The 11,845-nt window shown below is 69.0% G+C and carries 10 protein-coding genes; 8 read left to right on the forward strand and 2 right to left on the reverse strand.

All coding sequences use genetic code 11. The annotated features are described in order from the left end of the window. Positions 1–94: 94 nt before the first annotated feature. The gene (locus VF697_RS13690; protein WP_331095032.1) at positions 95–811 is read left to right on the forward strand and encodes an RNA methyltransferase; all 717 of its coding nucleotides are present in this window, start codon (positions 95–97) and stop codon (positions 809–811) included. Positions 812–814: 3 nt separating this feature from the next. On the opposite strand, the gene VF697_RS13695 is transcribed toward VF697_RS13690, so the two are convergent. Then, complete coding sequence (locus VF697_RS13695; RefSeq protein WP_331095034.1) at positions 815–1,801, reverse strand: DUF1028 domain-containing protein; 987 nt, start codon at positions 1,799–1,801, stop codon at positions 815–817. Positions 1,802–1,971: 170 nt separating this feature from the next. Here VF697_RS13695 and VF697_RS13700 point away from each other — a divergent pair, with 170 nt between their 5' ends. Together VF697_RS13700 and VF697_RS13705 are read left to right on the forward strand one after the other, a co-directional pair. Continuing rightward, entirely contained in the window at positions 1,972–2,184 is a 213-nt protein-coding gene (locus tag VF697_RS13700) for a hypothetical protein (RefSeq protein ID WP_331095035.1), read from the forward strand. A 27-nt stretch (positions 2,185–2,211) separates the two neighbouring features. Beyond that, positions 2,212–3,033: a pseudouridine synthase gene (locus tag VF697_RS13705; protein WP_331095037.1), complete on the forward strand. Its 822-nt coding sequence runs from the start codon at positions 2,212–2,214 to the stop codon at positions 3,031–3,033. Here VF697_RS13705 and VF697_RS13710 read toward each other — a convergent pair. Then, a complete protein-coding gene (locus VF697_RS13710) occupies positions 3,028–3,366 on the reverse strand; it encodes a hypothetical protein (protein WP_331095039.1) in 339 nt (112 codons plus the stop codon). The two genes, VF697_RS13705 and VF697_RS13710, sit on opposite strands and share 6 nt — an antisense overlap. Before the next feature lie 328 nt (positions 3,367–3,694). Between VF697_RS13710 and fusA the strand changes: the two genes are divergently transcribed. The 5 genes from fusA to VF697_RS13735 form a co-directional block, all read left to right on the forward strand. Then, entirely contained in the window at positions 3,695–5,809 is a 2,115-nt protein-coding gene (gene fusA, locus VF697_RS13715) for an elongation factor G (RefSeq protein WP_331095041.1), read from the forward strand. 142 nt (positions 5,810–5,951) lie between these two features. After that, entirely contained in the window at positions 5,952–7,400 is a 1,449-nt protein-coding gene (locus VF697_RS13720) for a DEAD/DEAH box helicase (protein WP_331095043.1), read from the forward strand. A gap of 45 nt (positions 7,401–7,445) precedes the next feature. Next, positions 7,446–9,371, forward strand: coding sequence for an ABC-F family ATP-binding cassette domain-containing protein (locus tag VF697_RS13725; RefSeq protein ID WP_331095044.1), 1,926 nt, complete (start codon positions 7,446–7,448; stop codon positions 9,369–9,371). A 99-nt stretch (positions 9,372–9,470) separates the two neighbouring features. Next, a complete protein-coding gene (gene abc-f, locus VF697_RS13730) occupies positions 9,471–11,093 on the forward strand; it encodes a ribosomal protection-like ABC-F family protein (RefSeq protein ID WP_331095046.1) in 1,623 nt (540 codons plus the stop codon). Between the two features lie 14 nt (positions 11,094–11,107). Then, on the forward strand, positions 11,108–11,845 hold a 738-nt coding region (locus tag VF697_RS13735; RefSeq protein WP_331095048.1), incomplete at its 3' end, for a fatty acid desaturase.

Raw genomic sequence — 11,845 nt, forward strand, 5'->3', positions numbered from 1 at the left:
CGCTTGTAGACGTCTACAAGCGAAGCCCGGGGCGCGCGTCAAAATGGTTGGAGGCGTCCGGCGGCCTTCGCGGCCACGGTAAGGTGCGCGGCCGATGCCTCTGCCCATCCGGCTGGTGTTGCTACGCCCGCGCAACGCGGAGAACCTGGGTGCCGCCGCCCGGGCCATGAAGAACTGCGGGCTGTCCGAGTGGACCTGGGTGCACCCCGAGGCCGAGGACCTCGCCCCCGCGCGCCGGCTCGCCGTCCACGCCGACGACGTGCTGGAGGCCGCTGGCCGCGCGGACTCGCTCGATGCGGCCGTGGCCGACTGCGTGTGGGTGGTGGGCACCAGCTCGCGCAAGGTGGAGGGCAAGCGGCGGCTGTCCCCTCGCGCCGTAGCGGAGGAGATGGTGCAGCGCGCCGCCCAGGGCCCGGTGGCGCTCGTCTTCGGCGATGAGCGCAGCGGGCTCACCAACGCCGAGGTCGAGCGGTGCCACGACCTGTCCGCCGTGCCCACCGCTCCCGAGCAGCCCTCCATCAACCTCGCCCAGGCCGTGCTGCTGTACGCCTACGAGCTCCGGATGGCCACGCTCGCCTCCGAGCCCCCTCCACCGGCGCCCCTCCCCGTCGCGGCCACCGACACCGAGCTCGCCCAGGTGGAGTCCGCCCTGGAGGACGCCCTCGTCACTGGCGGCTTCCTCGTGGACAAGCACGCCGGGCGCACCGGGCTGCGCGACCTGTTCGCCCCGCTCCGGCGCTCCCGGCTCACGCGCAAGGAGGCGAGGCTGTGGCTCGCCGCCCTGCACACCCTCGCCAAGAAGCTGCGCTGAGGCTCAACGCACCGCGCCCAGCAGCCGGTTCATCAGCTTCGGGTCTTCCGGCAGCAGCCCCGACCTCGGCAGCCGCTTCACCAGCTCCTTCCAGCGCGGGTCCGCCTTGTACGTCTTCTGGAAGAGCGGCAGCGCCTCGTCCACCTTGCCCACGTTGACGAGCGACACCGCGTGCCAGAACACCATCTCCGCGTTGCCCGGCGCCAGCGCCTCGGCCGAGGCGTAGGCCTTCAGCGCCGCGTCCGTGTCCTTGCGCTCGATGGCCAGGTCCCCCTCGTTCATCAGGTTGTAGGCGCGCTGCAGCGTCACCAGCCGGCGCAGCTCCTTGAGCGGCACCGGGTGGTCCTCCACGCGCAGGTCGAACTTGCGGTCCGCCCAGGGACGCCCCGTGGACTTGCCGGACACCACGATGAGCGCCGCGGACTGCTTGCCCCGGATGTCGCCGCCCTGCGCCTCGGCGGCCTCGAGCGCCGCCAGCATCCGCTCGGCCAGGTCGCCCTTGGCCTCCCGGTAGGCCCGGGCCATCGCCGGCCACACGGTGTCCTTCTCCATCATGTTGGCCTGCACGGAGAAGTTGTCGCCAACGCTGTGGCCCGCGGCGGAGATGCACTTGTCTCCCGTGTGGGCCGACACCCGGCCCTGGGCATCGATCATCGCCACCTGCCGCACCTGACTGGCGGCATCCGCGGCCAGCAGCCCGGCCAGGGCCTCGGGAGCGCTGCGACCCGCGCGCATCATCTCCAGGCCGAGCTTCCCGTAGGACGGGTCCACGAAGGACTGGGTGGCCACCGCGCCCACGCCCGCCTCCGCCCAGGGCACGGCCGAGCCCACCGAGAACCAGTGGGACTGCACCGCCACGCCCAAGTCGCCCGTCTCGGCATCTCTCGCGACGATGGAGTAGGTGTGGACGGGCCGCCGGGGGGCGGGGGCTGGCTCGGCGGCGAGTGTCGGCACGGCGAGCAGGACGAGCAGCAGGATGGAACGCACCATGGGTCCTCCGGAGAGCGGGGCCGGGGAGCCTGAGCGACCGGGCGTCCCCCTGCAAGCCCTCTCCCGCCCGAACGCCCGGCGAGCGGCCAGGAGCCCTTTCCCGTAGTGCGCGCCATCGGTCGCTACCTTCTTCGGAGATTCCCACGCGGAAGGAGCTGACCATGTGGCACATGCCTTATGAGCGAATGGAAGTCGGTGACGAGGCCGAGGACACGCCGGACAAACGCTCCCAGCGGGAAGCACCACCGCAGGGCGAGCCCGGACGCACACCCGGCACCGCCGAGGGCGCCGACGAGGGAGAGCGGAAGGTGCCTCAGGGTGAGCCCGGCCCGACGCCCGGCTCGGCCGAGGGCGGTGGCCTCGACGAACCCTCGCGGCACTGACCCGCGACCGTTACAGTGGCCTGAGCCATGTCTCACAAGCCACCTCCCCGCAAGTCCGCCTCGCCGCCGCCTTCCGCCAAACACGTCCATCCCGGGAGGTGGGAGGGCAAGCCCAAGCCGGACTGGCTCTCGCGTGCGCTCGCGCGAGCCGGGGTGCTGGCGAAGGCGGAGGCCGAGCAGGCCATCATGGCGGGCCGCGTCTCGGTGAACGGGAAGGTGGTGAAGCAGCCCCTCGCCCCGCTGCCGCCGGGGGCCAGCGTGCGCGTGGACGGCCTCCCCGTGTCGCTCGAGGCCCCCACCCGGGTGCTGGCCTTCCACAAGCCGGCGGAGCTCCTCACCTCCACGGTGCGCCAGCACCGGGTGGGCACCGTCTATGAGGTGCTCCTGCCCCAACTGCCCCCGGAGCTGGCCGGCTACACCTGGCACGCGGTGGGCCGCCTGGACCGGGGCACCACGGGGCTGCTCCTCTTCACCAATGACGACAAGCTGGTGGCGCACGTGACGTCACCCGAGACGCTCCTGCCCAAGCGCTACGTGGCCACCGTCTTCAGCGAGGCGGACGAGGCGAAGGTGGAGCCGCTGCGCCAGGGGGTGGAGTTGGAGGACGGCGCCACCCGGCCCGCACAGGTGCGGGTGCGCGACGCGCACACCGTGGAGGTGACGGTCACCGAGGGCCGCAACCACCAGGTGAAGCGGATGTTGGGGGCGGTGGGGCTGCCGGTGCGCGCCCTGCACCGCGAGGCGGTGGGCGGGGTGGCGCTGGACGTGCCCGAGGGCACCTTCCGGCTCCTCACCGACAAAGAGGTGGCCGAGGGCCTCCTCTATAGCCCTCCCGCCACGGACTCATGACTGCCGCTTGAGGCTGCCCACGGTGAGGCCCGCCTGGCGCGGTTGCACCCGGTTGATCTCATCCGCGCGGGAGCGAGCCACCTCCGGCGCACCGGAGAGAGAGCCCGGACCCATGGCCGCCCCTCGAGGCGCGGCGGCCGGAGCTGCGCTCCGCCCCGAGGCCCCTCCGAGCAGTTCCTGGATGCGCGCCCAGCGCGCCTTCTCCTCGGCCATCAGGCGGGTCAGCTCGGCGCGGGCGCTGGCGTCCTGCAGCTCGCCAGCGGCGGCCGCCACACGCTCCAGGAAGGGCATCAGGTAGCCGATGTCCCTGTCGAAACCGGTAGGCTTGGCCATGTGAATCCTCCGCGGGCGGGGAGGCGAGCCCCCCTCACCCTCTGCCCCCCTCCGACAGCCATCCGGAGCGGGTTTCCATCCCTTACCCCCGAAATCGTCAGGGGGGACAGAAGCTTTTGGGACGCTTGCTGGTTATGAACGGCAACTCAGTGTAGGCGGGGCTCCTCCAGCAGCCCAGCAGCCGGGGGGGCTTCCCCTCCGGCTTGAGAGGGAGTACACGGCTCCCCGGCTCCATGCCGATTTGGCTGGAAACTTCAAGCGGCGGGAAGTAAGGGCGCCCCCTGCCCTGTTCTCGCAGGACTTCAATTAAGCAGAAGGACCGACTCTCGTGGCCTCCCAAGTTCCCATCGAAAAGGTTCGTAACATCGGTATTTCCGCCCACATCGACTCGGGCAAGACGACGCTCTCCGAGCGCATCCTCTTCTATACGGGCCGCATCCACGAGATCCATGAGGTCCGTGGCAAGGACGGCGTCGGCGCGAAGATGGACTCGATGGATCTCGAGCGTGAGAAGGGCATCACGATCCAGTCCGCCGCCACGTACGCCATGTGGGGCGAGTACAACATCAACCTGATCGACACCCCCGGACACGTCGACTTCACCATCGAGGTGGAGCGGTCCCTGCGCGTGCTCGACGGCGCGATCCTCGTGCTCTGCTCGGTGTCGGGCGTGCAGTCCCAGTCCATCACGGTGGACCGGCAGATGAAGCGCTACAAGGTTCCCCGCATCGCGTTCGTCAACAAGATGGACCGCGCGGGCGCCAACTATGAGCGCGTGGCCGCCCAGCTCAAGGAGAAGCTGAACCACCACCCGGTGCGTCTCCAGGTCCCGATCGGGGCCGAGGACCGCTTCCAGGGCCTCATCGACCTCATCCAGATGAAGGCGTTCTACTTCGACGGTGAGAGCGGTGAGATCATCCGGGAGGAGGCCATCCCCGCCGAGTACGCGGAGAAGTCCAAGGCCGACCGCCTGGAGATGATCGAGAAGGTCGCCGAGGTGGACGACACGCTCGGTGAGCTCTTCCTCGCCGACGCGGCCATCACCAACGAGCAGATCATGGCCGCGGTCCGCCGCGCCACCATCGCGCTCAAGATGACGCCGGTCATGTGCGGCTCGGCCTACAAGAACAAGGGCGTGCAGCTGCTGCTCAACGCCATCTGCGCGTTCCTGCCCAACCCGGCCGAGATCACCAACGAGGCGCTGGACCAGAAGAACGGCGAGGCGAAGATCATCCTCGAGTCCAACCCGGACAAGCCCTTCGTGGGCCTGGCGTTCAAGCTGGAAGATGGCCGCTACGGTCAGCTGACCTACATGCGCATCTACCAGGGCAAGGTGAGCAAGGGTGACTTCATCGTCAACCAGGCCAACCAGAAGAAGGTCAAGGTCCCGCGCCTCGTTCGCATGCACTCGAACGAGATGAACGACATCAACGACGCGCGTGCCGGTGACATCGTCGCCCTCTTCGGCGTCGAGTGCGCCTCCGGCGACACGTTCACCGACGGCACCGTGCAGTACACGATGACGTCCATGTTCGTGCCGGACGCCGTCATCTCGCTCGCGGTGAGCCCGAAGAACCGCGACGCCCAGGCCAACTTCTCCAAGGCCCTCAACCGCTTCACCAAGGAGGATCCGACCTTCCGCGTGAACCGGGACGAGGAGTCCGGTCAGACGATCATCCGCGGCATGGGTGAGCTGCACCTGGAGATCTACATCGAGCGCATGAAGCGCGAGTACAACTGCGAGGTGGTGGCCGGCAAGCCGCAGGTGGCCTACCGCGAGACCATCTCCCAGAAGGGCGAGTTCTACTACACGCACAAGAAGCAGACCGGTGGTTCCGGTCAGTTCGCTCGTGTGTGCGGCTACGTGGAGCCCCTGCCGGCCGACGCCGTGCAGCAGTACGAGTTCGTGGACGACATCGTGGGCGGCTCCATCCCCCGCGAGTTCATCCCCGCGTGCGACAAGGGCTTCCAGGAGGCCGTCAAGAAGGGCTCGCTCATCGGCTTCCCCGTGGTGGGCGTGCGCGTCGTCATCAACGACGGTGCGTTCCACGCGGTGGACTCGTCCGAGCAGGCGTTCAAGACCGCCGCCATCATGGGCTTCCGCGAGGGCTACGCGGCCGCCAAGCCGATCATCCTCGAGCCGATGATGAAGGTGGAGGTCCAGGCTCCCGAGGACTTCCAGGGCTCCGTGGTCGGTCAGATCAACCAGCGCCGTGGCACCATCCTCGAGTCCGGTACGGCCGAGGGTTACGTGACGGTGGTGGCCGAGGTGCCGCTGAACACCATGTTCGGCTACTCCACGGACCTCCGCTCGGCCACCCAGGGTAAGGGCGAGTTCACGATGGAGTTCGCCAAGTACTCGCCGGTGCCGCGCAACGAGGCCGAGGCCCTCATGGCGCAGTACAAGGAGAAGCAGGCCGCCGAGCAGGCCGCGCGCAAGTAATGCGGCGCTGCACGGCCTGACAGTTCCAGGCTGTTGAAGGAAGGCGCCTCCCCCGGGGGCGCCTTCTTTTTTTCCGGGCCCGACGGTTTCCGACGTCCCACCGTCCTGGGCCCTCCGGGGACACACCCCAACTCGAGTACCTATGACTTTCGAAGACCTGAAGCTCGCCGAGACCCTGCTGCGCGCCGTGAAGGCCGAGGGCTACACCACGCCCACGCCCATCCAGCAGCAGGCCATCCCCCACGTGCTGGCCGGCAAGGATGTGCTCGGCTGCGCGCAGACAGGGACGGGCAAGACGGCGGCTTTCACCCTGCCCATCCTCCAGCGGCTCTCCGTGGGCCGTCCCCCGCCGCCCGCCCGCGGCCGTCCCATCCGCGTGCTCGTGCTCAGCCCCACTCGGGAGCTGGCCGCGCAGATTGGCGAGAGCGTGCGCAACTACGGGCGCCACACCGGCCTCACCTCCGCCGTCATCTTCGGCGGCGTGGGCCAGAACGCCCAGGAGCAGGCCCTCCGGCAGGGCGTGGACGTGCTCGTGGCCACGCCCGGCCGCCTGTTGGACCTCATGCAGCAGGGGTTCGTGTCCTACAAGTCGCTGGAAGTGTTCGTCCTCGACGAGGCGGACCGCATGCTGGACATGGGCTTCATCCACGACGTGAAGCGCATCATCGCCGCGCTGCCCAAGCAGCGGCAGACGCTCTTCTTCTCGGCCACCATGCCGCCGGAGATCCAGGGGCTGGCCAACAGCATCCTCACCCACCCGGTGCGGGTGGAGGTGGCACCCGTGGCCACCACGGCGGAGACCATCGACCAGCGGCTGTACTTCGTGGAGAAGGAGCAGAAGCGCGGCCTGCTGGTGCACCTGCTGCAGAACGAGGGCATCCAGCGTGCGCTCGTCTTCACGCGCACCAAGCACGGCGCCAACCGGGTGGCCAAGCAGCTGGAGACGGCGGGCATCGGCGCCGCCCCCATCCACGGCAACAAGAGCCAGAACGCGCGCGAGCGGGCGCTGGCGGACTTCAAGTCCGGCGCCTGCCGGGTGCTGGTGGCCACGGACATCGCCGCGCGCGGCATCGACATCGATGGCATCAGCCACGTCATCAACTTCGACCTGCCCAACATCCCCGAGACGTACGTGCACCGCATCGGCCGCACGGGCCGGGCGGGCGCCGCGGGCATCGCCCTCTCCTTCTGCGACACCGAGGAGCGCGCGTACCTGAAGGACATCGAGCGCACCATCCGCCGGCGCGTGCCGGTGGTGGACGCCCATCCGCACCGCTCGGGCCAGCCGGCGCCCTCGCCCACGTCGCTCGACGCCGCCCCGTCCCCGGCCCAGCGCAGCCCCCGTCCTCCCCAGGGTCAGCCCCGGCAGGACCGGGGTGAGCGGGGTGGAGGCAACGGTGGCCAGCGTCGTCGGGGGGGTGGTGGCGGTCGCGGCGGCAACGCCGGCCAGGGAGGCCGCTCGGCCAGCCAGCAGACCCGCCAGGGACCGCGCTCCCAGGGGTCCGCTCCTCAGGCGGCCCGTCCCGCTTCGTCGGCCCCGGCGTCAACGCCCGCTGTTTCTCAGAGGCCTCGCTCGCCCAAGTGGCTGTAAAGAAGGGCCCGCGACGAGAACCCCCGTACTGCCTCCGAGAAACACGTGACCCTGCTTCGCGCCGCCGATGTCCAACTGTCCTTCGGCAGCCGCACCGTCTTCCAGGGCCTGACGCTCACCATTGAAGAGGGCGAGCGGGTGGGCCTGGTCGGGGTGAACGGCTCCGGCAAGTCCTCGCTGATGAAGATCCTGGCGGGGGTGTCCCGTCCGGACGCGGGGGAGCTCCAGCTCCGCCGCGGGGCGCGTGTCACCTACCTGCCGCAGGAGCCCGAGTTTCCCCCGGGCTCCACCGTGGCCTCGGAGCTGAGCGTGGCCCAGGGTCCCCTCAAGGAGGCCCTGGCCGCGCACGCCGAGCTGATCCGCCGGCTGGAGACCCTGCCCGCCGAGGCCCAGGGCAAGCCCCTGGAGCAGCTCTCCGTGCTGTCGGACCGCATCGAGCAGCTCGGCGGCTGGGACACGGAGCACCACGCCAAGACGCTGCTGGATCGGCTCGGCGTGAAGGACTGGAACCGGCCGGTGGCGGAGCTGTCCGGTGGCCTGCGCAAGCGCGTGGCCATCGCCCGCGCGCTGCTGATGCGGCCGGACATGCTCATGCTGGACGAGCCCACCAACCACCTGGACGCGGACACCGTGGACTGGCTCGAGGACGAGCTGGACCAGCTCCCCGGCTCGCTGCTGCTGGTGACGCACGACCGCTACTTCCTGGACGGGCTGGTGGATCGCATCGTGGAGATCCAGCCCGGCGAGGGCGTCATCTCGTACCCGGGCAACTACGAAGCGTACGTGGAGCAGAAGCTCTTCGCCCAGGAGAACGCCGCCGTCGCGCAGCACAAGCGCGAGCGGTGGATCGCCCAGGAAGTCGCGTGGCTGCGCAAGGGCCCCGAGGCGCGGCGCACCAAGAGCAAGGCGCGCATCGAGCGGGCACGCAAGCTGATGGAGGAGAAGGGCTTCCAGCGGCCGAAGGTGGCGGGCTTGCAGGTGATGCAGGCGCCCCGGCTGGGCCACACCGTCATCGAGGCCGAGGGCGTGCACAAGTCCTACGGCGAGCGCAACGTGCTCAAGGGCGTGGACCTGCTGCTCCAGCGCGGCGAGCGCGTGGGCCTCGTCGGGCCCAATGGCGTGGGCAAGACGACCTTCCTGCGGGTGCTGCTCGGCGAGCTGCCTCCGGACTCCGGCAAGGTCGTCATCGGGAAGAACACCAAGGTGGCGTACTACGACCAGACGCGCGCCTCGTTGGATCCCGAGCAGACGGTGTACGAGGCGGCCTCGCCGCGCGGGGATGACTGGGTGGAGCTGGGCGACCAGCGCGTGGCGCTGCGCGACTACCTGGACGACCTGCTCTTCCCCGTGCCCATGCAGCGCATGAAGGTGAAGGCGCTGTCGGGCGGCGAGCGCAACCGGCTCCTGCTGGCGCGGCTCTTCCTGGAGGGCGCCAACGTCCTCGTGCTGGACGAGCCGACGAACGACCTGGACATCGTCACGCTGAACATCCTCGAGGGGCTGCTGTTGAACTTCACCGGCAGCGTGCTGCTGGTGACGCACGACCGGTACTTCCTCGACAAGGTGGCCACCTCCATCCTCTCCTTCGAGGGCGACGGCAAGGTGGTGCGGTACGAGGGCAACTTCGCCATGTACCGGCGGCTCAAGGAGCAGGCGAAGGCCGCCGCGACGCCCGCTCCCGCGCCGAAGAAGTCCGAGCCCACCCCGGTGTCGGCCGAGCCGAAGCAGGCGCGCAAGCCGGGCAAGCTCTCGTACAAGGAGCAGCGGGAGCTGGACGGCATGGAGGCGACCATCGAGGCCGCCGAGACGCGCAAGGCCGAGCTGGAAGCCCAGCTCGTGGACCCCAACGTCTACTCCAGCGCCTCCAAGGCGGCCGAAGTGCAGAAGGCGCTGGAGGAGACGGCGTCGGAGGTGGAGCGCCTCTACTCCCGCTGGCAGGAGTTGCAGAACCTGGCCGCCGGAGCAGCCTGACGCTTCCGAGAACCCCATCACTGTGAATGCCCCCTCTCCCAAGCGGAGAGGGCCGAGGTGGGGGTCTCCCCCTCCCCTCTTGTATCTTGTAGAGGTCCCATGATTCGTCTCGACAACATCGGCAAGCAGCACGGACAGCAGATCCTCTTCGTCGAAGCCTCCGCCCAGCTCAACAAGGGCGAGAAGGTGGGCCTGGTGGGCCCGAACGGCGCGGGAAAGTCGACCCTCTTCCGGATGGTCGTTCAGCGGGAGCACCCGGACGAGGGCCAGGTGTCCGTCGATCGCGGCGTGACGATCGGCTACTTCGACCAGGACGTGGGCGAGATGTCCGGCCAGAGCGCCGTGGCCGCGGTGATGGACGGCGCCGGGCCGGTGTCCGAGGTGGCCTCGGAGCTCAAGCAGCTCGAGGCGGCCATGGCGGACCCGGACCGCATGGACGAGATGGACAAGCTCGTCGAGCGCTTCGGTGTGGTGCAGGGGCGCTACGAGGAGCTGGGCGGCTACGCGCTGGAGGGACGGGCGCGGGAGATCCTCGCCGGCCTCGGCTTCTCCGAGGAGATGATGGACGGGGATGTCGGAGCCCTGTCGGGCGGGTGGAAGATGCGCGTGGCGCTCGCCCGCATCCTGCTGATGAACCCGGACGTGATGCTGCTGGACGAGCCCAGCAACCACCTGGACCTCGAGTCGCTCATCTGGCTGGAGAACTTCCTCAAGGGCTTCGAGGGCGCGCTCCTGATGACGAGCCACGATCGCGAGTTCTTGAACCGCATCGTGACGAAGATCATCGAGATCGACGGCGGCGAGCTGACGACGTACTCGGGTGACTACGAGTTCTACGAGCAGCAGCGGGCGCAGAACGAGAAGCAGCAGCAGGCGCAGTTCGACCGCCAGCAGGCGATGCTCGCCAAGGAGCTGAAGTTCATCGAGCGCTTCAAGGCGCGCGCCTCCCACGCGGCCCAGGTGCAGAGCCGGGTGAAGAAGCTGGAGAAGATCGAGAAGGTGGAGCCTCCCAAGCGCCGGGAGACCCTGGTGTTCGAGTTCCAGCAGGCCCCGCGCTCGGGCGACGACGTGGCGAAGCTGGAGCGGGTGGTGAAGGGCTACGGCAAGCGCCGCATCTACAACGGCCTGGACTTCCTCGTGCGTCGCGGGGAGCGCTGGTGCGTCATGGGTGTGAACGGCGCGGGCAAGTCCACGCTGCTCAAGCTCATCGCCGGCGAGTCCCGGCCGGACGATGGGGCCGTGTCGATCGGCGGCAGCGTGAAGATGGGCTACTTCGCCCAGCACGCCATGGAGTTGCTCAAGCCGGACCAGACCGTCTTCGACTCGCTGGTGGACCGGTTCCCCCGCGCCTCCCAGGGCTCGCTGCGCGCGCTGGCCGGGTGCTTCGGCTTCTCGGGTGACGAGATCGAGAAGAAGTGCAAGGTGCTGTCCGGAGGCGAGAAGGCGCGACTGGTCCTGGCGCAGATGCTCTATGATCCGCCGAACTTCCTCGTGCTCGACGAGCCCACCAACCACCTGGACATGGCGACCAAGCAGATGCTCATCGCGGCGCTGGCCAACTACGAGGGCACGATGCTCTTCGTGAGCCACGACCGGCACTTCCTGGGCGCGCTGTCCAACCGGGTGCTGGAGCTGACGCCCGAGGGTGTCCACCAGTACGGTGGTGGCTACACGGAGTACGTGGCGCGTACGGGCCACGAGGCTCCTGGTCTGCGAAGCTGATCCTGGAAGAGCGTATGACCCTGTTCAAACATCCCGAAGATCGCATTCCCGTCCTGCTGTTCGCGTGCGTGTTCGCGGCCGACCTGGCGATGTACTTCCTGGCCCGGAGCTGGTGGCTGCCCGTCCTGTGGCTCGCCGTGATGGCGATCCCCAAGGGGTGGATCAGCGCGTGGAACCACCACCACCAGCACGTGACGATGTTCCGCCACGCCCTGCCCAACCGCCTCCTGGAGATCGTGTTCGGCTTCCAGACCGGCGTGACGTCCCACACCTGGTTCCTGCACCACGTGGTGGGCCACCACCGCAACTACCTGGACCAGTCGAAGGACGAGTCCACCTGGAAGCGCCCCGATGGCACGACCATGGGGGAGGTGGAGTACTCGCTCAAGACGGCCCTCACGGCCTACCCGCGGGCGTTCCGCGTGGGCCGGGAGCAGCACCCCCGGGCGCTGCGCATCTTCCTGGCCATGGGCGTGCTGCAGGTGGCGCTGCTCGGCGTGCTCTTCTGGCACAACTGGTACAACGCGCTCTTCGTCTTCCTGCTGCCCATGTGCGTGTCGATCTATGTCACCTCGTGGGCCACCTACTTCCACCATGTGGGGCTCGAGACGGAGAAGCACGAGGAGGCCTCGTACAACATCCTTCACCGGGGCTACAACCTGATGACGGGCAACCTGGGCTACCACGCCGCGCACCACGCGAAGCAGGCGCTGCACTGGTCGAAGCTGCCGGAGCTGCACGCGAAGATGGCG

This window comes from Archangium sp. (genome assembly GCF_036388035.1).
Classification (GTDB): Bacteria; Myxococcota; Myxococcia; order Myxococcales; family Myxococcaceae; genus Archangium.